Raw genomic sequence first — 26,183 nt, 5'->3', positions numbered from 1 at the left:
ACTATTATATAAATTTGCAAATGTAGTCAAAAAGTTCTTCGGCTGTGTCTGCAACAAACGGCGCGCCGGCGTTCATAAGCTCGTTTTTGCCTCTGAATCCCCATGAAACACCTGCCATTTTTATGCCTGCATTGTTTGCCGTAAACACATCGACATCGCTGTCGCCGACATAGAAACATTCTTCGGGAGTTACACCGCTCATATTGAGGAGTGCAAGCAGAGCATCAGGCTCGGGTTTTGTCTTGTACTGCGGTTTCTGCCCCCATGCCTGAGTAAACTTGTGATTTGGGAATGCTTTTTTTAGCATTTTATCAACAAATTCATCGGGTTTGTTTGACAGCACACCCGTTTTAATACCTTTTTGTGCAAGCTTTTCAAGCATTTCTGCACAACCGTCATATGCGGCAGTGTGGTCGTTGCAATGGACGGCATAGTGTCTGTCGTAATCAGCCTTGACCTTTTCAAAAAGCTCGTGGTCGGTCCACGCATCTCCCATCGCCCTTCTGATGAGCATTTCTCTGCCGTTTCCGACATATGTTTTATAATTTTCAACAGGCTTTTCCTCAAGCCTGTTAAGCTTCAAGCCATAATTCACGCTTATAGCAAGATCGGTAAGAGAATTTATAAGTGTGCCGTCAAGATCAAATACTACCATTTTTACCATAAATATCACCTTAGTTTAATCCTTTTTCCTGTTCAAAAAGTATCGCCCTGCATGGCGCCGCCTCAAGACCGCCGAGCTTAATCGGGAAAGCGCACAAATCATATTCGCCGTCATCAACCCCCGAAAGATTGAGATTTTCAAGCACGGCGATTTCTGCTCTGCCCAGTTCACGGTGCGTTTTTACTTCATCAAACGGCGGAGCGATTGACTCGGCGTCCGTACCGACAAGCACCACTCTGCTTTGTGCAAGTACAATTGCGGCAGAATGTGAAAGATAGGTATCGCCGTTCCCCCTGAACAGTATCCGCTTTCTGCAATACGGCAACAGCTTGTCCATATCTTCGCCCGTCAAAACGCCCTTGACCGTTATTACGGTGCATTTTCCGTAGAAGGTGTTGAGCCTTAAATCGGTTATCCCTTTGCCGTCAGGGCAAAAGTGGAGCGGAGCATCAATATGTGTTCCGGCATGAACACACATCGAAATCTGCGAAAGATTGCATTCTTCATCATCCATACTTCTCAGCGGAGTTACAACCGTTTTCGGATCTCCCGGATATACCTCGGTTGTAAGAGTATCCTTTGAAATATCATGAATATACATATATCTTTCGCCTCTTTTCTTTTGAACATTCCTTGTAACACTTCACTGGGATTATTATAACACACATTATTACACTTTGCATCTTTATCGGCAAAATTTCCTTGTTTTATGACAAAAAATAACCTCGCAGGGGATTCCCTGCGAGGTAAAATGTAATTTCAGATTAAATCAATCAAAATTATTCAGCACTGGCAATAGGTGAACCTACATTACCTGTGTTGTTGTAACCCTTAACAACATACTTCTGAACAATTGTTGAGTCCTTAACAGAAATTCTGCCGTCTTCGTTAGCGTCGCAAACCTTGGAAGCGTCTGTGCTTAAAAGACCGATTGCAATTCTCTGAATCATTGTAGCGTCTTTAACTGTGATTGAGAAGTCACCGTCAGCATCGCCGAGAAGCGGAACACGATCGCCTTCAATTGTAATATTAGCCTTAGCGCCCTGCTTTGAAGGATAGTCAAAGCCTGAAAGGTCAAGTGTAAGTGTTACATCAATTGATGAACCCTCTGCATAACCGAGAGCTACAGTATCGAGAACCATATTCTCACCGTTGTATGTAAGGTCGAAGTCCTTACCGACAGGAGCACTGTTCTCTGTTGCCGGAAGACCCCAGTTAGCAGCCCATGAACCGTTAGCAGCAAACTTAAATTCATAGTTATCTGACGACGTTACACCCTTATATGTAATCTTGTAAACCTTGTCAGAAACCATTTCCATCTTGTTTGACTCAGCGTCTACCTTCCAGTCCTCGCCGTTGAGCCAGCTCTGGAAACCGTTACCAACTGGTAATACATAATCAACCTTAAGTTCTTTAACGATTTTAACACTGTCACCTGTTACATTGATTTCATTTGTAGCAGGATTGTATGTTACTGTTACATCGCAAGCAGCTGTTACATCGAATGTGAGGTTGTTTTCTGTGTTATCGTAACCGATCCAAGTCTGATTCCAAACTGTGTCGCCTGTTTCAGGATCTGTACCGTTAGCTACATTCTTAACAACCTTAACCTGATAGCTATCGCCGGCAGGTGTTGCAGCGAATGTCTTTGAATACATATCGCCGTCTTTTGTCATAACATTCTGAGCACCGTTTACAGGGTCACCAATCCACTTAAGACCGGCAAATTCTTCTGCACCGGCTACTACATAAATAGGATCTGTTGTTGTAACAGCTTCTGTTGTAGGCTCTGTAACAGGCTCTGTTGTAACAGGCTCTGTTGTAACAGGTTCTGTTGTAGGAGCTTCTGTCGGCTCTTCTGTAGCAGGCTCTGTTGTAGGAGCTTCTGTCGGCTCTTCTGTAGCAGGCTCTGTAGTTGTTGGCTCTTCTGTAACAGAAGGATCAACACCGAGAAGTGTAGCAATTGTTGAAAGAGGAGCACAATCAGGATATGCTTCAGGATCAGCAAGCTGTGTTGCATATACTTCAGCATAAGTGTTGTAAACATCCATCGGCTCAGCTTCAACCTCTGCACAAATATTAGCTACAGTTTCGGGAGTGTAGTGGTTAGGATTCTTAACAGCCCAGTTAAAGAGTGCCTGTGCAACCATTTCAGCTCTTGAAAGGTAAACAGGGAATCTGCCCTTTGTAACCTTACCTGTTGATGTGATTGCAGCCTTAGGACCGTAGTTGTCACTGTTATTTCTCCATGTTGCACCGTCATCAAGCTTTGATGAGTCCTCTGTGTTCTCAACCTTACCGCCTGTGAGGTAAACTGTGTCGCCAAGACAAGGCTTGCCGAGTGTTATGTTACAAGTCTGGTGAGTTGTTTTTTTGGTGTCTTTTGTTGAGAAGATTACAGCATAGTCAGCATTGTCCTTAAGACCGCCGTGGAGCGTACCGTCTTCATTCTTGATCTTTGCTGTATCAAAGTAGTAAAGACCTGTCTCCTTGTCTTTAGCGCACTTCTCAGGCGGTGTCTGCCAAGATGTTTCAGGGAATTCATCACCTGCTATTGCATAAAGATGGCAATAAACGTTCTTTGTAGTACCCCATTCTGCAGGGGCAGTACTTACATCGAAATAAATTTTTGTGTCGGTTTCTTCAGCTGATGCAGAAAAAATGGTCAAACCTGAAAAACAGGATACTGCCATAAGAACTGCAAGTACCAAACTGAGAACCTTGGATGATTTTTTCATCGCTAATTCCTCCTTTTTTGTTACTCAAATTTTGAGTAACTACATTATATATCAAAACGATTACATTTACAAGTGTTTTTTGGCAAGTTTGTAAATTTTTTTCAAATTATTATTTTCAGACCGCAACAAATGCTGTGACGAAGTCTTTTTACTTGACAACAGTTGCAAATAATTGTATTATTTTAGTGGTTATTTTTATCTATCCGCAAAGAGAGGTTAAGTTATGGAAAACAGCAAAAAAACCATGGATAAAATCGTTGCTTTGTGTAAAAACAGAGGCTTTGTTTATCCGGGTTCTGAAATTTACGGCGGTCTTGCAAACACTTGGGATTACGGTCCGCTCGGTGTTGCACTAAAAAACAATATTAAAAATGCCTGGCTCAAGAAGTTTGTTCAGCAGAACAAGTACAATGTTGGTCTTGACTCAGCAATCCTTATGAATCCGCAGACATGGGTTGCATCAGGTCATCTCGGCGGTTTCTCAGACCCGCTTATGGACTGTAAGGAATGTAAAACCCGTCACCGTGCCGACAATCTTATTGAAGATTTTGACGGCACAAATGTTGCAGGCTGGACAAACGAAGAAATGATGAATTACATCAAGGAAAAAGAGATTCCGTGTCCTAACTGCGGCAAGCACAACTTTACCGACATTCGTCAGTTCAACCTTATGTTCAAAACATTCCAGGGCGTTACAGAAGACAGCAAAAATGAAATTTATCTTCGTCCCGAAACTGCTCAGGGCATTTTCGTGAACTTCTCTAACATTCAGAGAACAAGCCGTAAGAAAGTTCCTTTCGGCGTTGCACAGATCGGTAAATCTTTCAGAAACGAAATCACACCCGGTAACTTCATTTTCCGTGTTCGTGAGTTTGAGCAGATGGAGCTTGAATTCTTCTGCAAGCCGGGCACTGACCTTGAATGGTTTGAATACTGGAGAGGTTTCTGCCGTGACTGGCTCTATTCTCTCAATATTAAGGAAGAAAATCTCCGTCTTCGTGACCATGCAAAAGAGGAGCTTTGCTTCTACTCAAAGGCAACAACAGACTTTGAATATCTCTTCCCGTTCGGTTGGGGCGAGCTTTGGGGCGTTGCCGACAGAACAGACTATGACCTTACACAGCACAGCAAAACAAGCGGCAAAACGCTTGAATACTTTGACCCGACAACGAACGAGAAGTACATTCCGTATGTTATTGAGCCGTCGCTCGGTGTTGAGCGTCTTTTCCTTGCTCTTGTTGTTGAGGCTTACGATGAAGAAGTTATTGATGAAAAGGATACACGAGTTGTGTTAAGACTTCATCCGACCCTTGCTCCGTACAAAGCTTGCGTTCTTCCGCTTTCAAAGAAGCTCAACGAGCAGGCAGGAAAGGTTTATGAGCAGCTTTCAGCTGACTTTATGACCGATTATGACGATGCAGGCTCAATCGGCAAGCGTTACAGAAGACAGGATGAAATCGGTACTCCGTTCTGTATCACATATGACTTTGAGTCTGTTGATGACGGTTGTGTTACCGTTCGTGACCGCGACACAATGCAGCAGGAAAGAGTTGCAATCGACAAGCTCAACGATTATATCGCTGAAAAGATTAAGTTCTGATTTTAATATGATATCAAAAGGACATTCCAAATGGAATGTCCTTTTTTTGCGTAGGGGCGGCTCACCGTATAAGAACAGCGGATAACCTTAAAATTCGGGTTATCCGCTGTGTGTTTTATTCAATATAATAATCTGAATTCAATCAAATTACTTTGAGAGGTTTGTGAGAACCTTTTTGATTCTCTCAACAGCCTCAATCGTGTTTTCTCTGTCACCGAATGATGTAAGACGGAAGTAGCCGGCACCGTTTTCGCCAAAGCCCTCACCAGGAGTACCTACAACATTTGCCTCGTTGAGGAGGAGGTCAAAGAATTCCCAGCTGCCCATATTGTTCGGACACTTGAGCCAGATATAAGGTGAGTTCTTGCCGCCTGTGTAGTAGATGCCGAGTTCATCAAGAGCAGATGCGATAATTCTTGCATTTTCCTGATAGTAAGAAATGTTCTCCTTGATCTGCTTCTGACCTTCTTCGCTGAATACAGCGGCAGCAGCACACTGAACAGGCCATGAAACACCGTTGAACTTTGTTGCCTGACGGCGGTACCATGTTGCATAGATATTGTGACCGTCACGCTCAAGCTCCTTAGGAATTACCGTGTAACCGCATCTTGTACCTGTGAAACCTGCTGTCTTTGAAAGTGAGCACATTTCAATTGCACACTTTCTTGCACCTTCGATTGCAAAAATTGAACGAGGGAGATCCTCTGTGATGAATGCCTCATAAGCTGAATCGTAGAGGATTATTGCATCGTTTTTGAGAGCGTAGTCAACCCAAGTCTTGAGCTGTTCGGCATTGTATGCAGAACCTGTCGGGTTGTTAGGTGAGCAAAGGTAGATGATGTCTGCCTTTACATTTTCATCAGGGAGAGCGGCAAAGCCGTTTGCCTCATTTGATGCGGCATAAACGATTTCTCTGCCTGCCATAATATTTGAGTCAACATATACGGGGTAAACAGGATCGGTTACGAGAACAATATTATCCTTTGAGAAGATGTCGCCTATGTTGCCGCAGTCAGACTTTGCACCGTCTGATACAAAGATTTCGTCAGCGCCTACTGCAACACCAAAGCTCTTGTAATAATCTGAAATAGCCTGTCTGAGAAACTCGTAGCCCTCATAATCGGGATAACCCTTGAAGGTTTCCTTGTGAGCAAGATCCTCTGCGCCCTTTTTCATTGCCTCAACAACAACAGGAGCAAGCGGAAGGGTTACATCGCCAATACCAAGCTTGATAACCTTTTTATCGGGATGAGCCGCAATATATGCATTTGTCTTTTTTGCAACATCTGCAAAAAGATAGTTAGGAACGAGATTGTCAAAATTTCTGTTAATCTTCATTAAAATCAGTCCTTTTGTCTGTAAGTTAAGTGGAATATAAATTATTTTTCAAGTGATGCCTTAATAAATTCTCTGAAAAGCGGATGAGCACGGTTCGGGCGTGACTTGAACTCGGGGTGATACTGAACAGCAACGAAGAAATGGTTGTCGGGAACTTCAACAGCTTCAACAAGAAGTCCGTTAGGTGAAGTACCTGTAATCTTCATACCTGCATTTTCAATTTCCTCTCTGAAATCGTTATTGAACTCATAACGATGACGGTGACGCTCTGAAATTTCATGCTGACCGTAAGCCTTAGCCATAAGCGAATCGGGCTCGATAACACACGGATATGCACCAAGACGCATTGTGCCGCCCATATCCTCAATGCCTTCCTGTTCAGGCATAAGGTCAATAACATTATGCTTGCCCTCTGGTGTAAACTCACCGCTGTTGGCGTCAGCATAGCCGAGAACATCTCTTGCGTATTCGATTACTGCAGTCTGCATACCGAGGCAGATTCCGAGATACGGAATATCATGCTCACGGGCATATTTTGCAGCCATAATCTTACCTTCGATACCTCTGTTACCGAAGCCACCCGGAACGAGGATACCGTCAACATCACCGAGAAGCTCGTCAACCTTGTACTTTGTAAGAAGTTCGCAGTCAACCCACTTGATTTCAACATCGGCGGAATTTTCATAGCCACCGTGACGGAGTGCCTCTGCAACGGAAAGATATGCGTCATGGAGAGCAACATACTTACCGCAAAGAGCAATCGTGCATTTCTTTGTACGGTTGTTGATACGGCTAAGCATTTCTTCCCACTCGGAAAGGTCGGGCTTTTTGTCCGTTACAATATTGAGCTCACGACATACAACATTTGAGAAATTGCTCTTTTCAAGCATAAGAGGTGCCTGATAAAGCGTTGGGAGAGTAATATTTTCGATTACACAATCCGGTTTTACATTGCAGAAAAGTGCAATCTTGTTGAAAATGCTCTCCTCAAGAGGTTCGTCACAACGAAGAACGATGATATCGGGATTGATACCGAGTGAACGAAGCTCTTTTACAGAATGCTGTGTCGGCTTTGATTTGTGTTCCTCACTGCCCTTGATATAGGGAACGAGAGTTACATGAATAAAGATGCTGTTCTCTCTGCCGACTTCAAGAGATACCTGACGGATAGCCTCAAGGAACGGCTGGCTTTCGATATCGCCCACCGTACCGCCGATTTCCGTAATTACAACATCGGCATTGGTCTTTTCACCTACATTGTAGATAAAAGACTTGATTTCATTTGTGATGTGAGGAATTACCTGAACTGTCTTACCGAGATAGTCGCCGTGACGCTCCTTTTCAAGAACATTTGAGTAAACCTTACCTGTTGTGAGGTTTGAATACTTGTTAAGGTCCTCATCAATAAAACGCTCATAATGGCCGAGGTCGAGGTCGGTTTCTGCGCCGTCCTCCGTTACATATACCTCGCCGTGCTGATACGGGCTCATTGTACCCGGATCGACATTGATATACGGGTCAAGCTTTTGAGCAACAATCTTGAGTCCTCTTGCCTTTAAAAGTCTGCCGAGAGATGCGGCTGTGATACCCTTGCCAAGACCGGATACGACACCGCCTGTTACAAATATATATTTTTTATTCTTCTTATGTTCGGTTATCTCCACGATTACACCTCAACTTCGCCTTCAAATACTTTTTCCGCATTACCTGTCATATATACCGTTTCATCAGTATAGTTGATAATAAGATCGCCGCCCTTGAGCTTAATCTTGATGTCTTCACCCTTTTTGCAGAAACCGTTTTCACAAGCGGCAACCGCAACGGCACAAGCGCCTGTACCGCAAGCCCATGTTTCGCCTGAGCCACGCTCCCACACTCTCATCTTGATTGTATGGTCATCGAGAACTGTTACAAATTCTGTATTCACTCTTTCAGGGAAAAGCTTATCGTTTTCAAACTCAGGTCCTATGGTTTCGATGTCAAGATTATCAATATCGTCCATAAATACTACGCAGTGAGGGTTACCCATTGATACGCAGGTGATGTTATAGTTCTTGCCTGCAATCTCAACAGTTCTGTCAACAACCTTGTCACCGTCAAGAGCAACGGGAATTTCCTTAGGATCGAGAATAGCCTTGCCCATATCTACTCTGAGACGGTTAACCTTTCCGCCTGAAGTATATGCCTTGAGCTTCTTAATTCCGCTGAGTGTTTCAATTGTAATTTCGTCTTTTTCGTTGATATCAACCATACCGTGGTCATAGAGGAATTTGCCTACGCAACGGATACCATTACCGCACATCTTGCCCTCTGAACCGTCAAGGTTGTACATTTTCATCTTTGCGTCTGCAACCTTTGAAGGGCAAACAAGAATAATACCGTCGCCGCCGATACCGAAATGTCTGTCGGAAAGTCTTACGGCAAGCGCCTCGGGGTTGCTGATTTCCTGATCAAAAGTGCTGCAATAGATATAGTCATTGCCTATACCCTGCATCTTAGTGAATTTTAACATAAGCTTTTCCTCTCTCATGTGGTTAATGTCGATAAGCTCCGTGCTGTGCTGTGAATAGTGGCTCTTGAGGCAATCCGCAAGCGCATTTGCCGTGTCAAGAGATGTAAGACACGGAATATTTCTTTCAACGGTCTTACGGCGAATTTTAACAGAATCTCTTGAAGGGATTCTGCCCTTTGCAGATGTTGAAATAACATACTGAATCTTGCCCGATTCAATGAGTGTAAGAGTATTGTTTGTCTTGGACTCGTGAATTTTCTTTACGCTTACAGCATCGATACCGTACTTCTTGAGTACATCCGCTGTACCCTCTGTTGCGTAGATTCTGAATCCGAGGTCGTAGTATTTCTTTGCGATTTCACCGATTTCAGCTTTATCCGAATTACGGACTGTGATGAACACACCGCCCTTTTTCTTCATCTTGTAGCCTGCACCGATGAGTCCCTTATAGAGAGCCTCCTCAAGTGTGCCTGCAACACCGAGAACTTCACCTGTTGACTTCATCTCGGGGCCAAGGTGGTTATCAACATTGATAAGCTTTTCAAAGCTGAATACAGGAACCTTAACCGCAATGTAAGGACTCTTTCTGTAAAGGCCTGTGCCGTAGCCCATATCTTTGAGCTTTTCACCGAGCATTGCTCTTGTTGCAAGGTCAACCATAGGAACGCCTGTTACCTTACTGATGTAAGGGATTGTTCTTGAAGAACGGGGATTTACCTCGATAACATAGAGTTCGTCTTTATAGATAAGGTACTGAATGTTTACAAGTCCCTTTGTACGGAGTTCGATTGCAAGGTTCTTTGAGCTTTCAATAATAATCTGAGTCATTCTGTCTGAGAGATTCCATGCCGGATAAACCGCAATTGAGTCGCCCGAGTGAACACCGGCACGCTCGATATGCTCCATAATACCCGGAATAAGAATATCTTCACCGTCACAAATGGCGTCAACTTCAAGCTCTGTACCCTGAAGGTACTTATCAATAAGAATCGGATTTTCAATATTCTGTGCAAGAATGATTGCCATATACTCTTTGACATCATCTTCGTTGAATGCAATAATCATATTCTGACCGCCGAGAACATATGACGGACGGAGAAGAACAGGATAACCGATTTTGTCTGCAACATCGAGAGCCTCGTCTGTTGTCATAACCGTTACGCCACGGGGACGCTTGATGTGATACTTTTCAAGAAGCTCATCAAAACGCTCTCTGTCCTCTGCCATATCAATGGCATCGTATGATGTACCGAGAATATTTACACCGTTGTCGCTGAGGAACTTTGTAAGCTTAATGGCTGTCTGTCCGCCGAATGCAACAACTACACCGAACGGATTTTCTGTTTTTATTATGCCCATAACATCTTCGGTTGTGAGCGGTTCAAAATAAAGTCTGTCGGCTGTATCAAAGTCTGTTGATACTGTTTCAGGGTTGTTGTTTACGATAACAACATCGTAGCCTGCCTTCTTGAGCGCCCATACGCAGTGAACAGATGCATAGTCAAATTCGATACCCTGACCGATTCTGATAGGACCCGAACCGAATACGATAACTGTTTTCTTATCGCTCTTCTGCTCTCTGATGAATTCCTCAGCTTCATTTTCCTTATCAAATGTTGAATAGAAGTAAGGAGTTTCAGCCTCAAATTCTGCGGCGCAGGTATCAACCATTTTATAAACAGGAACAAGTGGATTTTCAACCTTCCTGCCTGTGATTTTTTCAATTGTTCTGTCAAGGAATCCCTTGTTCTTGGCACGAACATAGAGATCCTCCGTAAGCTCGCCGTTCTTGAGTTCGTTTTCAACGGCAATAAGATTTTTGAGCTTTTCAAGGAACCACTCGTCAATGAGAGTGATGTTGTGAATCTGTTCTACTGTAATGCCTCTCTTGAGAGCCTCATATACGCAGAAAATTCTTCTGTCATCGCAAACGCTGAGTCTGTCATAAACCGATGCGTTTGAAAGCTCTGCAAATTCCTTGTCGTTGAGAGTATCATGAGAAATCTCGGCGCCTCTTACGGCTTTCATAATAGCCTGCTCAAATGTCGGAGCAATAGCCATAACCTCGCCTGTTGCCTTCATCTGAGTACCGAGTGTTCTCTTTGCATATACAAATTTATCGAAAGGCCATTTTGGGAATTTTACAACAACATAGTCGAGCGCCGGCTCAAAGCAAGCGTATGTTGTACCTGTAACGGCATTTTTGATTTCATTAAGTGTGTAACCGATAGCAATTTTAGCGGCAACCTTTGCAATAGGATAACCTGTTGCCTTTGACGCAAGTGCCGATGAACGGGATACACGGGGATTAACCTCGATAACCGCATATTCAAATGTTTCGGGGTTGAGTGCGAACTGGCAGTTACAACCGCCCTCTACCTTAAGCGCAGAGATAATGTTGAGAGCCGCACTTCTGAGCATCTGATATTCCTTGTCGGCAAGTGTTACCGTAGGAGCGATAACGATTGAGTCGCCTGTGTGAACGCCTACAGGATCGAAGTTTTCCATTGAGCAGACAGTAATAACATTTCCGTCGCTGTCACGCATAACCTCAAACTCGATTTCCTTCCAACCTGAGATACATTTTTCAACAAGCACCTGTGTGATAGGAGAAAGTTCAAGACCGTTTGATGTGATTTCACGAAGCTCTTCCTCGTTATCGACAATACCGCCGCCTGTACCGCCGAGTGTGAATGCAGGACGGATAATTACAGGATAACCGATTTCATCGGCAAACTTAACAGCTGATTCAACATCTGTAACAACAAGTGACGGAATAACAGGCTGACCTATTTCAATCATTGTGTCCTTAAAAAGCTGTCTGTCCTCTGCCTTGTCAATTGTTTCGGGGTTTGCACCGAGAAGCTGAACATTGTATTTATCAAGGAAGCCCTCTTTTGCAAGCTGCATTGAAAGGGTAAGACCCGTCTGACCGCCGAGGGTTGAAAGAAGGCTGTCAGGGCGTTCCTTTTTGATGATTCTCTTAACTGTTTCAAGTGTCAACGGCTCGATGTAGATTTTATCAGCCATTGCGTTATCAGTCATAATTGTAGCAGGGTTTGAGTTTACGAGAATAACCTCAAGTCCTTCTTCTTTAAGCGCACGGCAAGCCTGTGTGCCTGCATAGTCAAATTCGGCAGCCTGACCGATTACGATAGGGCCCGAACCGATTACCATAACTCGTTTGATATTCTTTTTGAGTGGCATATAATCATTCCTCGTTCAAGTAATTATTGTATCTGTTCTTATGCTGAATAGTAATCCGAATTTCGGACTCTTATTTTCTGTTGTTCTTCATCAATTCAATAAAACGGTCAAATAAAAATGCTGTATCATGAGGACCGCCGCAAGCTTCCGGATGGAACTGAACCGAGAAAGCAGGCATATTTGTGTAGTTTACGCCCTCGCAGGTGTTATCATTGCCGTTTACAAAGCTTACTTTGCCGTTCTCGGGCATACTGTCGCTTACAACAGCGTAGCCGTGGTTCTGTGATGTAATGTAAACTCTGCCTGTTTCAACCTCTTTTGCAGGCTGGTTTGCACCTCTGTGGCCGTACTTGAGCTTTTCTGTTTTTGCACCCTGTGAAAGCGCAAGGAGCTGGTGACCGAGACAGATACCGAAGGTCGGAATCCCGAAGTCACAAAGCTTTTTAAGCTCCGCAATAATCTCTGTGTTGTCCGAAGGATCTCCCGGTCCGTTTGAAAGCATTACGCCGTCGGGATTCATAGCCTTAATTTCCTCCGCTGTTGTGTGGGCGGGAACAACTGTAAGGTTACAGCCTCTCTTAACAAGCTCTCTGCCGATGTTATGCTTTGCGCCAAAATCCATAAGCACAACATTGAGGTCGCCGTTTTCAGCGTCAAAATGCTCTTTTTCTTTTATAGTAGTGCTTTCAACAGCCTCTGTAATAACATAGTTCTTAATCTCGTCAAGTTCTTCCTTTGTTACATCGGGAGAATAGGAGATTTTGCAGTTCAGAACACCGTATTCACGCACAATTCTTGTGAGCGCACGGGTGTCAATTCCGTAAATGCCGGGAATTCCCGACTCTTTTAAAAAGGTGTCAAGATCACCCTCACAACGGAAGTTTGAAGGAACTTGGCACCATTCTCGTACAATATAACCTTTCAGTGACGGAGAGTCACTTTCAAAATCGGCAGGGATAACTCCATAGTTGCCGATTAAAGGGAATGTCTGAATAACCACCTGACCGTAATAGCTGGGGTCGGTGAGTGTTTCAAGATAACCTGTCATTGCTGTAGTAAAAACAAGTTCTCCCGTAGTTTCTTTTTCGGCACCAAACGCCTTGCCCTCAAAAACTGTTCCGTTTTCAAGGATTAAGTATGCCGCACGGCTCATAAAAACACATTCCTTTCAATAAACTAAAAAATTGCAGTCAGTTCTCATATGTTCTGATAACCTGCTTTGCAACCTCAAGCTTGCTTGTTCTGAGATCCATAGCCTGTTTTTCAAGATAGCGATGCGCCTGATCTTCGGACATATTAAGGCAGGTAATAAGCAGGAACTTTGCTCTGTTTATTATCTTCATATCCGCAACCATATGCTTGAGCTTTTCATTTTCCTCAATCACACGGAACATACGCATCTTAAAACATTCCGTAAACTGCAAAAAGTGGTGAAACAGGTGCTTGTTTACAGGCTTTGCAATAACAAGAACACCGTGCTCCGTAAGTGCATCGTTCACATAATCCGCATTTCGCTGCGGAACGATAATCACAACACTTGAACGGGTTGTTCCGGCAAAGTACTTTGAAAGCTCAATGCCGTTTTCCTTTTCAAGCGGCGCATTGACGCAAATGAGATCAAAAACCTCACCCTTTGCAAGCTCCTTAGCCTCCTGTGAGGTTTGGCAAACGGAAATCTCCGTATAGCCTTCGCTCTCAAGCAATTGTGACAAAGAAACGGCACTCTGTTCAGAGTGTGAAATCAGCAAAGCATTTTTCAAGAACCTCACCACCGCATATTGTTTCATTCATCTTATTATTTTACAAGATTAACCCCTATTGTTATTTACTTAAAGGAATTATGACAATATTTTTTACAATTTTGTAAAAACATTTTCAATGCAATTTTATTTTCTTCTCTTCAACATTTTTCGCGTTTTCCGACAAGTATACCTTTGCGGCAAAAAAGCAAGCGGCAGTTTAATTCTCTGCCGCTTGTAATTATACATTATTTGTTTTTTCGGGCTGCCCGACTGTTGATGTAAAGCCGTTTTTAATTAAATCAGCCCTGCTTTTTCTGCGAGCTTACAATGTTGGCATGAGTCTTTCTGAGAGCCTCAAGCTGCGTTGCAACGCCCTCTTCCGTGCGTTTCATAATGCTGTCAACATAAACATTTGCAGCCTTTCTGATTTCCGCCGACTTCTGTTTTGCATCGTCAACAATTTCCTTGGCCTTTGCCTGAGCCTCACGAACAAGCTCGTTCTGGTTAAGCATAGCCTTTTTGCGTTCTTCCGCACCCCTGATTATGTTCTCCGATTCACGGTTAGCCTCGGCAAGAATCTGCTTTCTGTCGGCAACAATATTCTTTGCCTGTCTTACCTCTGCCGGCATAGCGTCCTGAATCTGATCGAGAATATCATAAATCTCGTCACTGCTTACCATAACCTTGCCGCCTGAAAAGGGCATTGACTTGGCAGCGCTGATAACATCCTGAAGCTGTAAAATCAAATCCTCAACTTTCATTATCTGTCCACTCCTTATATGTTTGGTTTAATCCATCTTTAATTAAAAAAACAAACGCTTAATTATTTTTCAGTCTTTCCACAATTCTGTCATGAATGCACGCAGGAACAAAGTTTCTGATGTCGCCGCCCATTGAGGCAATCTCACGAACCATACTCGAGCTGAGATACATCGAATCCGCTTCAGCAGTTAAAAACAGGGTTTCAAGGTTCGGATTCAGCTTTTTGTTGGTAAGCGCCATCTGAAATTCATATTCAAAGTCTGTCACAGCTCTGAGTCCCTTAACAATTGCGTCAACACCGTGTTCCTCACAATATTGTGCGAGCAAGCCGTTAAAGCCTACTACTTCAACATTATCAAGATGCCCGGTAACCTCCTTTAAAAGTTCAATTCTCTCTTCAATTGAGAAAATAGGACTTTTTGAAGAGTTGACAAGCACACCCACGATTACACGGTCAAAAAGCTTTGACGCTCTCGTGACAATATCAAGGTGTCCGAGCGTTACGGGATCGAAACTTCCCGGACAAATCACTGTTTTGTTCATCTTTGAAAATCCTTATGTCTGAATGTAGTTATTTTTATTTTACCATAGCGATACTGTCTGTCAAGTACAAAATCACCGTAATTCGACAAAATTTCTTCGTCAAGAGGATTTTCCGCAATGATAACACCCGTATCGTTCATCGCATCGACAACAAGCTCAAGGGCATCCTGCAGCATTCCCGTTCTGTAAGGAGGATCGAGAAACGCAATATCAAAACGCTGTGAGTTCATCGAAAGAAAGCTGTGAAAATCCATTGCAAAAACCTTTGCCGAATTTTCAAGCTTTACAGCCTTGAGGTTTCTTTTTACCGTTTCAAGCGATTTTTTTGCATTGTCAACAAAGCTTGCCGACTTTGCACCTCTGCTCAAAGCCTCAATACCCATTTGTCCCGAGCCTGCAAAAAGGTCAAGAAAATTTCTGCCCTCGGTTTCAAACTGAATAATCGAAAAAACAGCCTCTTTAATTCTGTCGGTTGTCGGTCTTACATCTTCACCCTCAAGGGTTTCGAGTCGTCTGCCTCTTGCGGAGCCTGTAATAACTCTCATAAAACACACGCAGCCTTTCCGCCTGCAAAATCATAAAACAACACCGCAAGCAGGCATACGGCATTGCCGAAAAAAGTTAAGTTTTGTGCAACCGTCTGCAATTGCAAACTTTAGTATAACACATTACAAGACATTTTACAACAATATTTTACTCTGTTTTGCTGTCATTCAGCGGATGATAGTATTTAAACACCGCAAGTGCGGCGTCTTTTGTCATTTTAGGAGCGTTTTCAAGCTCTGCAAGGTCTGCGTTTGAGATGTTTTCAATCGTTCTGAAATACTTGAGAAGCGACCTTGCTCTGACTTCGCCTATGCCATCAATGCCTGTAAGCGAGCTTTTGAATGTATTTTTACTTCGTCTTGAATGGTGATAGCCGATTGCAAAGCGGTGGACCTCGTCCTGCATTTTTGCGAGGAACGCAAACAGCGACCGTCCGGGACTGAGCGCAATTTCTCCGCCCTCGCCCGTTACGGCACGGGTTCTGTGCTTATCGTCCTTTACAAGACCGAACAGCGGAACATCAATATTCTTACTCTGCAAAACCTCTTTTACAGCCGCAACCTGACCTTTACCGCCGTCAAGCAGTATAAGATCGGGGAGTTTCCCAAAGCCCTCTTCTTCATCGGGATTTTTATAATATTCGTCAAATCGTCTTGTCAAAACTTCCGCCATGGATGCGAAGTCATCCTGTCCTTCAAAGCCTTTGATTTTAAACTTTCTGTAAGCCGATTTGAGCGGTTTGCCGTTTTTATAAACAATCATACCTGCAACATTTTCCGTGCCTGCAAGGTTTGAAATATCGTAGGATTCGATATATTCGGGCAGCTTTTCAAGTCCGAGCAAATCACGCAGTTCTTCAAGCACATTGTACTCACGAACGGTTGCGCCCTTTTTCTGTGCAAGGGTTTCTGCGGCATTCGATTTGCACATTGCCACAAGCTGCGCCCTGTCACCCCTCTGCGGAACCGTTATGCCGACCTTACTGCCGTGCTTTTGCGAGAGCCATTCGGCAATTTCTTCCATGCCGTCAAATTCCCTGTCAATTGCAATGCTCTTTGGCACACTGTCACGCAGAGTGTAATACCGCAATAAAAATTCTTCGGTTTCGGATTCACTTTCACCGCTGTCAAACACAAAGCTTTCACGGTCAAAAAGTCTTCCGCCCTCAAAACGGAACACCTGATAACAGGTTTTGCCGTCATCCGAAAAGCCTGCAATAACATCGCCGTCATCAATTTTTGTTGCAACAACCTTTTGCTTGTCGCTCATTTTACGGACGGATTTTATTATATCTCTGATTGACGCCGCCCTTTCAAATTCAAGATTTTCTGAGGCAGCTTCCATTTCTTCGGTCAGCTTTTTTATTGAATTTGTTGAACCGCCACGCAAAAATTCGAGAGCACGGTTAAGATTTTCGTTGTAGTCCTTCAGCTTTACTCTGCCTGTACACGGAGCCATGCATTGCTTTATGTGATAATTAAGGCACGGTCTGCCCTTTCTGAAATCTCTCGGAAATTGGCGGTTACAGGTTGGGAGCATAAAGATTTTGTTGGCCTCCTCAACGGCATTTTTTACATAGTAACTGCTCTTGTACGGACCGATATATTCCGCTCCGTCATCCTTTTTCTGCAATGTATATGACAGCTTTTTCCAATCACCTGAGCTGATTCTTATATAGCTGTAGCCCTTGTCGTCTTTAAGCAGAATGTTATACTTCGGGGTGTGCTGTTTGATAAGACTGCATTCAAGAATGAGTGCCTCAAACTCGCTGTCCGTGATGATATATTCAAAATCATCGACATTGTCAACCATTCTGCGAACCTTTTCGGCATGGTTATTCTGTGAACCGAAGTATTGGCTGACTCTGTTTTTAAGAGCCTTTGCCTTGCCGATATATATAATTTTTCCGCTTTTGTCGTGCATGATGTACACACCCGGCAACAGCGGAAGCGCCATTGCTTTTTTACGAAGCTGTGACATTTTCGGATTCACAAAATCACCGCCTTTTCAGATTTCGATTTGTTTGAAAGAAACAAAAAAGAGGCGGAAAACCGCCCCTTGATATTTTGCAAAATTTAAAGCTGATTATTCAGCAAAGCCTGACTCAACGAGAGAAACAAGACCCTCAACTGCTTCAGTTTCGTCAGAACCGTCAGCAATTACCTTAATAGTAGTGCCGCCGATAATACCGAGGGACAATACGCCGAGAAGGCTCTTTGCGTTCACACGGCGCTCCTCCTTCTCAACCCAGATAGTTGACTTATATTCATTAGCCTTCTGAATAAAGAAAGTTGCCGGACGAGCGTGTAAACCGGCTTTATTCTGTACTAATACTTCCTTAACATACATTTTTAAAACCCTCTTTGCCTTTAATTTTTTAACCACCAATGCCTGCAAACTGCGGCTCAATTTAATATGTATTATAATCTTTTTTCCGAACAAGGTCAATACAATAAATTAATTTCGTGTTAATATGCACCTTGAGAGAATTTATCCCCCCGTTTATTGTGCATTTTTACAAAATATTATGTTTTTATCGTAAAGATACGGTATTTCGTATGATTTTCCTTGTCTTATTTTATGTAATTACAGTTAGATTATGTCCGCAAAATTCACTTTCCGTCATATTTTTCAAGCATTTCGGGACGCTTGAGGGCAGTCACCTCTATGCTCTTTTCTTTTCTCCACTTTTCAATGTTTGCATGGTGACCGCTCATAAGCACTTCTGGAACTTCTTTGCCTCTCCAGACTGACGGCTTTGTGTACTGCGGATACTCAAGGAGTCCGTTAAAATGGCTTTCCTCGGTAAAACATTCGTTGTTGGAAAGCACACCCGGAACCATTCTTGAAAGTGCATCAGCAAATACCATTGCGGGAATTTCTCCGCCCGTGAGAACATAGTCGCCGATTGAAATTTCTTCGTCAATAAACTCGTCAAGAAGTCTTTGGTCAACACCCTCATAGTGACCGCAGAGAATACAGATATTTTCAACATCGGCAAGCTCACGAAGTCTTTGCTGTTTCAATGTTTTGCCCTGCGGTGACATATAGACAAAATGCGGTCTTTTGCCGATTTGTTTGCAGATATCCTCAAAGCAGAGGGCAATGGGTTCGGCTTTCATAAGCATTCCCATTCCGCCGCCGTAGGGAGTGTCGTCAACTCTTTTGTGCTTGTCAAAAGCGTAATCACGCAGTTGGTGACACACGATTTCAAGCACACCGCTTTTCTGTGCTCTGCCGATTATGCTTCCGTTTAAAACAGGCTCAAACATTTCGGGGAAAAGCGTTATAATATCAATCCTCATCGTCGAAAATTCCTTTCATGGGAACAATAAGAACATAGCCGTCATTAACATTGATTTCTTTTACAACATCATCAATTACTGGAGCAAGGTATGTCTTGCCGTCAGCGTCTTTGATTTCGTAAACATCATTTGCGCCTGTACGCAAAACATCGGAAATTTCGCCGTAGACTCTGCCGCTGCCGGCATCCTTAACCTCAAGACCGATAAGATCCTGAACAAAGTGAACGCCCTCCGCAAGATTGATGTCGTCACGGTTAATGTAGACAATCCTGCCTCTGTATTTTTCAGCTGCCTCGATTGTGTCAACACCTTTGATTTTTGCAAGAGCGATATTTTTGTGCGGACGGGATTTCACCTCGATGAACTCTGTTCCGTTTTCGTCAAGCCACAGCTTTTTAAAGGCACAGAGAAATTCGGGAGAGTCGCACCACGGGTCAATTCTGACCTCGCCTTTTATGCCGTGTGTACCCACGATTTTTCCCGAATCAAGAAACTGTTTTTTCATAATTACCTCAAATTCCACAAAATAAATTCAGTCGGATTTTACTTTAATTCAATGATTGTAACACCGTCTTCGCCCTCGCCGAACACACCGAGTCGCTGACTTTTGACGGCTTTGTTTGTTTTAAGATACTTGTTGATTTCACGCTTAAGCACGCCCGTGCCTTTGCCGTGAATAATCGTCATTTTGCTCACACCCGAAAGCACGGCATTGTCAATAGCCTTGTCAACAATATTGATTGCGTCAAAGGCAGTTTCACCACGGACATCAACCTCCGTTTCGGGGCGGACATCCATTCTGCTCGGCACATTTCTTGTGCTTGAAAATCTGTCCTTTGCGGGCTTGTTGTTTGATTTGAGCAAACGAAGATTTTTAATATCAACCCTCGTTTTGATTATACCCGCCTGAACAAGCACAACACCGTCCTTGTTCGGCGGTGCAAGTACAGTTGCGTTTTTGTCAATATCGTAAATGAGAACCGTGTCGCCGACCTTGAGCGGTCTTGGCAGCTTGTACTCCTCATCGGGAGTATTGCGAGCCTTGACAGGATCGGCATGAGCCTCCATTTTGTCAATATTTTTCTTAAGCTGTGTCCTTGCCTGAACGCTCATATCCTTGGCTTTTCTCGCCTTTTCAAGTTCTTCGGCAACTGCGTCGGCCTGTGCTCTTGTGCGTGAAATAATACGCTGAGCCTCCTGCCTTGCCTTTTCAATCTCACGCTCCGCACGCTGCTTTGCCTTCTGCATTTCGTTTTCTGCTTTCTGCTTTTCGGTATTAGCCTTTGCAGTAAGTCTGTTTGCGTTTTCGAGCTGTTTTTCAAGGCTTTGACGGCGCTTTTCAAGCTTTTCAACAACATCTTCAAACTGTCTGTTCTCGTTTGAAACAAGTTCGCTTGCTCGGCTGATTATCTCATCATCTATTCCGAGTCTTTTTGAAATTGCAAACGCGTTGCTCTTGCCGGGAACACCGATGAGAAGTCGGTAAGTCGGCTTGAGAGTTGCAACATCAAATTCGCAACTGCCGTTTTCAACTCCGGGAGTACGCAGAGCAAATTCCTTTAACTCCGCATAGTGGGTTGTTGAAGCGATTTTTGCGTGTTTGTCACGCAGTCTTTCAAGAATTGCAATTGCAAGAGCCGCACCCTCGACAGGGTCTGTTCCTGCGCCGAGCTCATCAATAAGGCAGAGCGAGCCTGCGTTTGCAAGCTTTATAATCTGAACGATATTTGTCATATGTCCCGAAAAGGTTGACAACGACTGCTCAATGCTCTGTTCGTCACCGATATCCACAAGCACCCTTCTGAACACGGAAAGCTCGCTGTTGTCGGCACACGGAACGAGAAGTCCGCACATTGCCATGAGCGTGAGCAGACCGATTGTCTTTAAAGTTACGGTTTTACCGCCCGTGTTAGGACCTGTGATTACAAGCGTGTCAAACTCTTTTCCGAGCATAACATCAACGGGAACAACCTTGTTTTTGTCGATAAGAGGATGACGCGCCTGTTTCAGCTCAATCATTCCTCTGTCGTTCATAATCGGCTTTGACGCTTTCATTGAATACGCAAGGTCGGCCTTTGCAAAAATCAAATTAAGCTGTGCAAGGTTCTTGTAGCTGTGGATAATGCTGTCGGCAAACTCGCCTGCATTTGCGGAAAGCTCAAAGAGAATTCTTTCAATCTCCTGTTCTTCCTTTGACTGCAAAAGCTTGATGTCATTGTTTGCCTGAACAACGCCCATAGGCTCAATAAACACGGTTGCACCGCTTGACGAGGTGTCGTGTACAAGACCCGGAACATTACCTCTGCATTCACTTCTTACCGGAACAACATATCTGCCGTCACGCTGTGTGACGATAGTATCCTGAAGATACTTTATGTATGTTGAGCTGTGAATAATTTTATCCAGTACCTCACGAGCCTTTGAGGAGGCTGTGCGGATTTTTCTTCTTATATCCGACAAAACAGGGCTTGCCTTATCGGAAATTTCCTCCTCGCTTATAATAGCCGAGGTGATTTTGTCCTCAAGAAACTTGTTGGAAACAAGTCCGCTGAAATAACCGTCAAGAGAGCTTGCTCCTCCGCCTGAGCGTGAGTGCCACTCCTTGACCGTGCGGATTGTTCTGAGCGTTGATGCAACCGACAGGAGTTCGCCTGTGGTAAGGCAACCGCCTGCCTGTGCTCTGCGTAAATGTCCCGAACAATTTCCGGCACCGCCGAATGACGGTGCGCCGAATCTTCCGCTTAACGCAACTGCGTCATCGGTTTGCTGTAAAAGCTGTTCAACCTTTTTCAGTTCAAACACGGGTTCAAGATTCAAAGCCATTTCGTGAGCGTCTTCAATCGAAGTCATCCCCGCAAGCTTTTCGAGAATTTTATCAAGTTCAAGTGTTTTGTAATGTCTGTTCATAATTCTACCAAATTCAATAATTGCAATTTTGTGACCGTAGGGGCGGATATTATCCGCCCGCGGGCGCCCAATGAGCGCCCCTACAGTTTTCAGCCATTCTGTTTCAAATAAATAAGTCATTTTCACACAAAACTGCATTGTCTGATTAACTGCTTATTGTTTTGTAAAAAATAAGCGTTTTAAAGTCTTTTTCAAATCTGTATTTAAGATAACTTTCGCTTGCCGCATTCAGCACAACAAGGTCATCCTTCGGCAGTGCAAACGAAAACAACTTGTCGTCATCGGCATAAACAGTATGCCTAAGCGCCGTGAGCGTTCCCTCGTTTAGAGCGATTGCAGGTTCTGACATATCCGTTCTGCAATTGGCACATTCAATAGCGCCTATGCGTGGCAGAAAGTACATAAGCGGAGTAATGTATTCTCCGCATTCTCTGCACATTCTCAGGTCGGGCATATAGCCCGCCATACTTGCAAGCCTCATTTCCAGACACGGCTTGATGAGGTCTGCACTGCGTTTGTCCTCCGACAAAAGGTAGAGCGAATTAAGCACAAGACTCAGAAATGAGTCTGCCTTTTGCTCACGGGGACAAATTGTCAGAGCGAGTTCACAAAAATACTGTGCAAGGCACATTTTTGTAACATCACTGCGGAGCTTTGAGAAAATGCGAATCGGCTGTGCCTCGCCGATTATGTAACTTTCCCGACCTTTATAAATTGTAAGTCGGGAATATGAGAGGAGAGATGCCGCCGCACATTTGCCGTTTTTGATGTTTTTTGCACCCTTTACAAATGCACGGATTACACCGTTTGACTTTGTGAGAGCAAAAACGAGCTTGTCCTGCTCACCGATATTCTGTTCCTTTATAATCAGTCCCTCTGTTCGGAATTTCATCGGTTTCCTCCCTGTTCACGGTGATTGCACCCGTGTCTTTGGCATCCTGAATACTTTTGTAGCGAATGTAATCAAGAACGCTTCCCGTGGTAAAGAATATTTGCCACGCACTCCAGTTATCCATAAAAACACCTCCGCAGTTAGTGTTTCACGGACGCCGTTTATTATATTATGAAAAATCTGACATTGTGTCAAATCGTGTACCGAAATCGCATAAAAATCAGATTTATCAGTCGAAATTCTTTTCGTCATAGCCGAAATTCTGAAGAATCTGGGCACGGTTTCGCCAATCCTCTTTTACCTTTACCCATGTCTGTAGGAATACCTTGCAATCGAAAAACCTTTCGATATCCTGACGGGCAAATGTGCTGATTTTCTTGAGCATTGAGCCGTTTTTGCCGATAATAATACGCTTGTGGGTTTCTTTTTCGCAAAAAATAGTAGCGTCAATATCAAGCATACCGTTATCCCTTGTTTTCATTTTTTCGATTACAACAGCCGTGCCGTGCGGAATTTCCCTGTCGCAAAGGCGGAGAATTTTTTCACGGATAATTTCGGCAACAATAACTCTTTCGGGCTGGTCTGTAAGGGTATCGTCATCAAAGAAATGACCGCCCTCGCCTGCCTGCTTTTTAAGCTCATCAAGAAGTTCGTTCATACCGTTGCCGTCCTGTGCGCTCACGGGAACAACTGCGTCAAAATCGTAGAGCAGACTGTAACGGGCAATCTGTTTCATAAGTTCTTCTTTTTCTTTGAGAGTGTCAATCTTGTTGATTGCAAGGATTGCCGGCATTTCCATTGACTTGAACTTTTCAATAAGGTTAAGTTCTGTGTCACCCGGTTCTTTTCCTGCCTCAACAACGAGCATACAGCAGTCAACACCGCCCACGGATTCATTGACGGAACGCACCATATACTTGCCGAGAGAGGTTTTCGGCTTGTGCATACCCGGTGTATCAAAGAAAACAAGCTGATATTCGCCCTGAGTAAGCACGCCTGTGATTCTGTTGCGGGTAGTCTGCGGTTTGCTTGAAACAATCGCAATTTTCTGTCCCATAAGTCTGTTGAGAATTGAACTTTTGCCCACATTAGGTCTGCCGACAATGGCAATAAATGCGGATTTATCTTTATTATCTGTATTTAACATATTACCTCACTATACAAAAATCGGGGGCTGCTAAAATGCCGCCCCTTTTGTTAATGTTTATCTTTTCTTTTGATACTCAAAATTGCATTTTTCACCTTTACGGGACCTGCACATACAAAGACGGCAGAAATCACCGCAGACAAAATAAGCAAACCCAGCATAACGGGATTATTTGCAAAATACAAAAATATTTTTCCTATTACTTCAAAATTGAGAAAGAACAGCACAGCCGTAAACACAGCCGAAAACGACACGGCAAGCACGGCTGCGGCTGCAATATCCTTGATAATCTTAACAGAAAAATCATATCTGTCACAAAGCAAATCGCAGAGCCTTTCAACACAGGTATTGACGAGTTCAAGTACAATTACAAAGCTGCATAAAACGGCGAGCAACGCCCATTTTTCGGCAGAAAAATCGTAAAAGCAGCCGAAAGCGAAAACATAAAATGTCGCAACAAGGTGAAATCTCATATGACTTTCGCTTTTTACGGCTGAACAAAAGCCTTTGAATGCACTTTTAAAACTTTTGATTTGCTTCTTCATATCCCGAAATACAACTGTTTAAACTGCATCAAGCCATATCGTCGTCAACTATGTAGCTTGATGATGCAGGAAGACCGAGCTGTTCCATAACAAGCTCTTCTTTTTCTCTCATTCTTACCCTTTCAAGCTTTTCCATATGGTCATAACCGAGAAGATGAAGAACGCTGTGAGCGGTAAGATAGCCAACCTCTCTCTGGAGGCTGTGACCGAAAAGCTCTGCCTGATCTCTTGCCTTTTCCATTGAAATTACAACATCGCCCAAAATCTGTGCGCCTGTTTCGGGATTGGTGTCATAAACACCGTTTTCGCCCATCGGGAAAGAAAGAACATCGGTTTCAATGTCCTTGTCACGATACTGCTTGTTAAGAGCCTTGATGCCCTCGTTATCCGTGAAAGTAACGCTGATTTCAGCAGAACCTTCAAATTTTTCAAGCTGGAGAACCGCATTGCAGCAGCGGCGAACCAACATTCTTATACCCGTCGGAATTTTAACTGCTTTTTGTTTGTTTGTGATAATTACTCTGATTTTATTGTGTTCTGCCATATGTGATCGTCCTTTCGTTATTTTTAATCCTAAGGTTCGGATTAGTTATACAATATTAGTTTTTGGAATTACTGCCGCGCAAATTGTTATTGCTGCTTTCAAACCTTGCGTACGCCTTGATAATATCCTGAACAAGGCGGTGACGGACAACATCCTTTTCATCAAAGAAACAAGTGCCGATATCGTCAATATTTTTTAGAATTTTTATACAATCCTTAAGACCGCTCTTTGCACCGTTCGGAAGGTCAATCTGCGTAATATCGCCTGTGATTACCATTTTCGAGTTAAAGCCGAGTCGGGTAAGGAACATCTTCATCTGTTCTCTCGTAGTATTCTGAGCCTCGTCAAGAATTATAAAGCTGTCGTCAAGCGTTCTTCCTCGCATATACGCAAGGGGCGCAACCTCAATGTTGCCCCTTTCAACATACTTTTGATATGTTTCTGCACCCAGCATATCGAACAATGCGTCATACAGGGGGCGAAGATACGGATCAACCTTACTCTGCAAATCACCGGGAAGAAAGCCAAGCTTTTCACCGGCTTCAACGGCAGGTCTTGTAAGAATAATTCGGTTAATCTGCTTGCTTCTGAAGGCCGTAACAGCCATTGCAACGGCAAGGTAGGTCTTGCCCGTACCGGCGGGACCTACGCCGATTGTTACGGTATTTTTCGCAATCTGCGAGCAATAGCGCTTCTGACCGATGGTTTTCGGCTTAATGGGCTTTCCCTTTGAAGTAATACAGATGCAGTCGCCCGCAAGCTGTTCTATTTTGTCCTCGCTGCCTTCATTGACAAGCGAAATGCAGTAGCGGATATTTTGCTCGGAAAGCGCCTCACCTCGGTTGATGAACTGCAGCAGGCTCTCAATAACCTTGCAGGCTTTTGCCGTGTTTTCCGCATCGCCCTCAACCTTCAGTTCACTGTCGCGACAGGTGACGCGAACATTAAATTCCTTTTCAATCAGCTTAATATTCTCGTCAAAACTGCCAAAAAGTGCTACAGCATTTTCCATTCTGTCGATATTTATAATCTGTTCCGTAAAGCAAAACTCCTGTTTCTTCAATAATTCAAAACAATTATAACACATTTCACCAAAAAATACACGAGAAAAATAGCCTTTTTTACTAAAAATTTAATTTTTGTGAAAAATGACGAAAACTAAACTGCACATAGCCCCCTCATTTGTAAGGG

23 protein-coding genes are annotated in these 26,183 nt (G+C 43.6%); 1 reads left to right on the top strand and 22 read right to left on the bottom strand.

Annotation, left to right across the window (positions count from 1 at the left end):
* Positions 1 to 4: 4 nt before the first annotated feature.
* From RBATCC27255_RS04495 to RBATCC27255_RS04485, 3 genes are all read right to left on the bottom strand, one after another.
* Positions 5 to 664, bottom strand: a complete 660-nt coding sequence (locus RBATCC27255_RS04495; protein ID WP_101028929.1) for an HAD family hydrolase — start codon at positions 662 to 664, stop codon at positions 5 to 7.
* Positions 665 to 674: 10 nt separating this feature from the next.
* Positions 675 to 1,265, bottom strand: coding sequence for a cyclase family protein (locus RBATCC27255_RS04490; RefSeq protein WP_101028928.1), 591 nt, complete (start codon positions 1,263 to 1,265; stop codon positions 675 to 677).
* A 178-nt stretch (positions 1,266 to 1,443) separates the two neighbouring features.
* A complete protein-coding gene (locus RBATCC27255_RS04485; RefSeq protein ID WP_101028927.1) occupies positions 1,444 to 3,402 on the bottom strand; it encodes a dockerin type I domain-containing protein in 1,959 nt (652 codons plus the stop codon).
* A 223-nt stretch (positions 3,403 to 3,625) separates the two neighbouring features.
* Here RBATCC27255_RS04485 and RBATCC27255_RS04480 point away from each other — a divergent pair, with 223 nt between their 5' ends.
* Positions 3,626 to 5,002, top strand: coding sequence for a glycine--tRNA ligase (locus tag RBATCC27255_RS04480; RefSeq protein ID WP_021883518.1), 1,377 nt, complete (start codon positions 3,626 to 3,628; stop codon positions 5,000 to 5,002).
* Positions 5,003 to 5,149: 147 nt separating this feature from the next.
* Here RBATCC27255_RS04480 and RBATCC27255_RS04475 read toward each other — a convergent pair whose 3' ends face one another.
* From RBATCC27255_RS04475 to RBATCC27255_RS04390, 19 genes are all read right to left on the bottom strand, one after another.
* Positions 5,150 to 6,340, bottom strand: a complete 1,191-nt coding sequence (locus RBATCC27255_RS04475) for an LL-diaminopimelate aminotransferase (protein ID WP_101028926.1) — start codon at positions 6,338 to 6,340, stop codon at positions 5,150 to 5,152.
* A 41-nt stretch (positions 6,341 to 6,381) separates the two neighbouring features.
* Complete coding sequence (locus RBATCC27255_RS04470) at positions 6,382 to 8,004, bottom strand: CTP synthase (RefSeq protein ID WP_242958574.1); 1,623 nt, start codon at positions 8,002 to 8,004, stop codon at positions 6,382 to 6,384.
* A 2-nt stretch (positions 8,005 to 8,006) separates the two neighbouring features.
* Complete coding sequence (gene carB, locus RBATCC27255_RS04465) at positions 8,007 to 12,059, bottom strand: carbamoyl-phosphate synthase large subunit (RefSeq protein WP_101028925.1); 4,053 nt, start codon at positions 12,057 to 12,059, stop codon at positions 8,007 to 8,009.
* A 70-nt stretch (positions 12,060 to 12,129) separates the two neighbouring features.
* Positions 12,130 to 13,212: a carbamoyl phosphate synthase small subunit gene (locus tag RBATCC27255_RS04460; RefSeq protein ID WP_101028924.1), complete on the bottom strand. Its 1,083-nt coding sequence runs from the start codon at positions 13,210 to 13,212 to the stop codon at positions 12,130 to 12,132.
* A gap of 37 nt (positions 13,213 to 13,249) precedes the next feature.
* Positions 13,250 to 13,819 carry an ANTAR domain-containing response regulator gene (locus RBATCC27255_RS04455; RefSeq protein ID WP_169923252.1) on the bottom strand — a complete coding sequence of 190 codons (570 nt, stop codon included), beginning with the start codon at positions 13,817 to 13,819 and terminating at the stop codon, positions 13,250 to 13,252.
* A gap of 281 nt (positions 13,820 to 14,100) precedes the next feature.
* Positions 14,101 to 14,562 carry an ATP synthase subunit B family protein gene (locus tag RBATCC27255_RS04450; protein ID WP_101028922.1) on the bottom strand — a complete coding sequence of 154 codons (462 nt, stop codon included), beginning with the start codon at positions 14,560 to 14,562 and terminating at the stop codon, positions 14,101 to 14,103.
* Positions 14,563 to 14,620: 58 nt separating this feature from the next.
* Positions 14,621 to 15,106, bottom strand: coding sequence for a pantetheine-phosphate adenylyltransferase (gene coaD / locus RBATCC27255_RS04445; protein ID WP_101028921.1), 486 nt, complete (start codon positions 15,104 to 15,106; stop codon positions 14,621 to 14,623).
* The gene (gene rsmD / locus RBATCC27255_RS04440) at positions 15,103 to 15,651 is read right to left on the bottom strand and encodes a 16S rRNA (guanine(966)-N(2))-methyltransferase RsmD (RefSeq protein ID WP_101028940.1); all 549 of its coding nucleotides are present in this window, start codon (positions 15,649 to 15,651) and stop codon (positions 15,103 to 15,105) included. Before rsmD ends, coaD begins: the two co-directional genes overlap by 4 nt.
* 148 nt (positions 15,652 to 15,799) lie before the next feature.
* Positions 15,800 to 17,644 carry an excinuclease ABC subunit UvrC gene (gene uvrC / locus RBATCC27255_RS04435; protein WP_242958573.1) on the bottom strand — a complete coding sequence of 615 codons (1,845 nt, stop codon included), beginning with the start codon at positions 17,642 to 17,644 and terminating at the stop codon, positions 15,800 to 15,802.
* A gap of 93 nt (positions 17,645 to 17,737) precedes the next feature.
* Entirely contained in the window at positions 17,738 to 18,001 is a 264-nt protein-coding gene (locus RBATCC27255_RS04430) for an HPr family phosphocarrier protein (protein ID WP_015523358.1), read from the bottom strand.
* Positions 18,002 to 18,264: 263 nt separating this feature from the next.
* Complete coding sequence (trmD, locus tag RBATCC27255_RS04425; protein WP_101028920.1) at positions 18,265 to 18,957, bottom strand: tRNA (guanosine(37)-N1)-methyltransferase TrmD; 693 nt, start codon at positions 18,955 to 18,957, stop codon at positions 18,265 to 18,267.
* Positions 18,947 to 19,462, bottom strand: coding sequence for a ribosome maturation factor RimM (gene rimM, locus RBATCC27255_RS04420; protein ID WP_101028919.1), 516 nt, complete (start codon positions 19,460 to 19,462; stop codon positions 18,947 to 18,949). The genes trmD and rimM overlap by 11 nt, the downstream gene beginning before the upstream one ends.
* A 38-nt stretch (positions 19,463 to 19,500) precedes the next feature.
* Complete coding sequence (locus RBATCC27255_RS04415; RefSeq protein WP_101028918.1) at positions 19,501 to 21,864, bottom strand: endonuclease MutS2; 2,364 nt, start codon at positions 21,862 to 21,864, stop codon at positions 19,501 to 19,503.
* Between the two features lie 145 nt (positions 21,865 to 22,009).
* Complete coding sequence (gene recO / locus RBATCC27255_RS04410) at positions 22,010 to 22,756, bottom strand: DNA repair protein RecO (RefSeq protein ID WP_101028917.1); 747 nt, start codon at positions 22,754 to 22,756, stop codon at positions 22,010 to 22,012.
* Positions 22,707 to 22,880 carry a hypothetical protein gene (locus tag RBATCC27255_RS10440; protein WP_021882932.1) on the bottom strand — a complete coding sequence of 58 codons (174 nt, stop codon included), beginning with the start codon at positions 22,878 to 22,880 and terminating at the stop codon, positions 22,707 to 22,709. Before RBATCC27255_RS10440 ends, recO begins: the two co-directional genes overlap by 50 nt.
* A gap of 105 nt (positions 22,881 to 22,985) precedes the next feature.
* On the bottom strand, positions 22,986 to 23,903 hold the full coding sequence (gene era / locus RBATCC27255_RS04405; RefSeq protein ID WP_015523353.1) for a GTPase Era: 918 nt from the start codon (positions 23,901 to 23,903) through the stop codon (positions 22,986 to 22,988).
* Between the two features lie 50 nt (positions 23,904 to 23,953).
* A complete protein-coding gene (locus tag RBATCC27255_RS04400) occupies positions 23,954 to 24,448 on the bottom strand; it encodes a diacylglycerol kinase family protein (RefSeq protein ID WP_101028916.1) in 495 nt (164 codons plus the stop codon).
* Positions 24,449 to 24,476: 28 nt separating this feature from the next.
* Positions 24,477 to 24,992, bottom strand: coding sequence for an rRNA maturation RNase YbeY (gene ybeY, locus RBATCC27255_RS04395; RefSeq protein WP_101028915.1), 516 nt, complete (start codon positions 24,990 to 24,992; stop codon positions 24,477 to 24,479).
* 55 nt (positions 24,993 to 25,047) lie between these two features.
* Positions 25,048 to 26,004, bottom strand: coding sequence for a PhoH family protein (locus RBATCC27255_RS04390; protein ID WP_101028938.1), 957 nt, complete (start codon positions 26,002 to 26,004; stop codon positions 25,048 to 25,050).
* Positions 26,005 to 26,183: the final 179 nt, after the last annotated feature.

The sequence above is a fragment of the Ruminococcus bromii genome, assembly GCF_002834225.1.
GTDB lineage: Bacteria > Bacillota > Clostridia > Oscillospirales > Acutalibacteraceae > Ruminococcoides > Ruminococcoides bromii.
Note: the sequence above shows the minus strand (reverse complement) of the source record. Positions and strands in the feature narration are given on the sequence as shown.

What these genes read in the sequence shown, in the direction of transcription:
- RBATCC27255_RS04415 (WP_101028918.1), bottom strand. Translation starts at nt 21,864, where the DNA reads ATGAACAGACATTACAAAACACTTGAACTTGATAAAATTCTCGAAAAG.
- trmD (WP_101028920.1), bottom strand. Translation starts at nt 18,957, where the DNA reads ATGAGGATTGATATTATAACGCTTTTCCCCGAAATGTTTGAGCCTGTT.
- RBATCC27255_RS04490 (WP_101028928.1), bottom strand. Translation starts at nt 1,265, where the DNA reads ATGTATATTCATGATATTTCAAAGGATACTCTTACAACCGAGGTATAT.
- rsmD (WP_101028940.1), bottom strand. Translation starts at nt 15,651, where the DNA reads ATGAGAGTTATTACAGGCTCCGCAAGAGGCAGACGACTCGAAACCCTT.
- RBATCC27255_RS04400 (WP_101028916.1), bottom strand. Translation starts at nt 24,448, where the DNA reads ATGAAGAAGCAAATCAAAAGTTTTAAAAGTGCATTCAAAGGCTTTTGT.
- RBATCC27255_RS04480 (WP_021883518.1), top strand. Translation starts at nt 3,626, where the DNA reads ATGGAAAACAGCAAAAAAACCATGGATAAAATCGTTGCTTTGTGTAAA.
- RBATCC27255_RS04475 (WP_101028926.1), bottom strand. Translation starts at nt 6,340, where the DNA reads ATGAAGATTAACAGAAATTTTGACAATCTCGTTCCTAACTATCTTTTT.
- RBATCC27255_RS04430 (WP_015523358.1), bottom strand. Translation starts at nt 18,001, where the DNA reads ATGTATGTTAAGGAAGTATTAGTACAGAATAAAGCCGGTTTACACGCT.
- RBATCC27255_RS04450 (WP_101028922.1), bottom strand. Translation starts at nt 14,562, where the DNA reads ATGAAAGTTGAGGATTTGATTTTACAGCTTCAGGATGTTATCAGCGCT.
- RBATCC27255_RS04495 (WP_101028929.1), bottom strand. Translation starts at nt 664, where the DNA reads ATGGTAAAAATGGTAGTATTTGATCTTGACGGCACACTTATAAATTCT.
- RBATCC27255_RS04460 (WP_101028924.1), bottom strand. Translation starts at nt 13,212, where the DNA reads ATGAGCCGTGCGGCATACTTAATCCTTGAAAACGGAACAGTTTTTGAG.
- era (WP_015523353.1), bottom strand. Translation starts at nt 23,903, where the DNA reads ATGTTAAATACAGATAATAAAGATAAATCCGCATTTATTGCCATTGTC.
- ybeY (WP_101028915.1), bottom strand. Translation starts at nt 24,992, where the DNA reads ATGGCAGAACACAATAAAATCAGAGTAATTATCACAAACAAACAAAAA.
- carB (WP_101028925.1), bottom strand. Translation starts at nt 12,059, where the DNA reads ATGCCACTCAAAAAGAATATCAAACGAGTTATGGTAATCGGTTCGGGC.
- RBATCC27255_RS04485 (WP_101028927.1), bottom strand. Translation starts at nt 3,402, where the DNA reads ATGAAAAAATCATCCAAGGTTCTCAGTTTGGTACTTGCAGTTCTTATG.
- RBATCC27255_RS10440 (WP_021882932.1), bottom strand. Translation starts at nt 22,880, where the DNA reads ATGGATAACTGGAGTGCGTGGCAAATATTCTTTACCACGGGAAGCGTT.
- recO (WP_101028917.1), bottom strand. Translation starts at nt 22,756, where the DNA reads ATGAAATTCCGAACAGAGGGACTGATTATAAAGGAACAGAATATCGGT.
- coaD (WP_101028921.1), bottom strand. Translation starts at nt 15,106, where the DNA reads ATGAACAAAACAGTGATTTGTCCGGGAAGTTTCGATCCCGTAACGCTC.
- rimM (WP_101028919.1), bottom strand. Translation starts at nt 19,462, where the DNA reads ATGAAAAAACAGTTTCTTGATTCGGGAAAAATCGTGGGTACACACGGC.
- RBATCC27255_RS04390 (WP_101028938.1), bottom strand. Translation starts at nt 26,004, where the DNA reads ATGGAAAATGCTGTAGCACTTTTTGGCAGTTTTGACGAGAATATTAAG.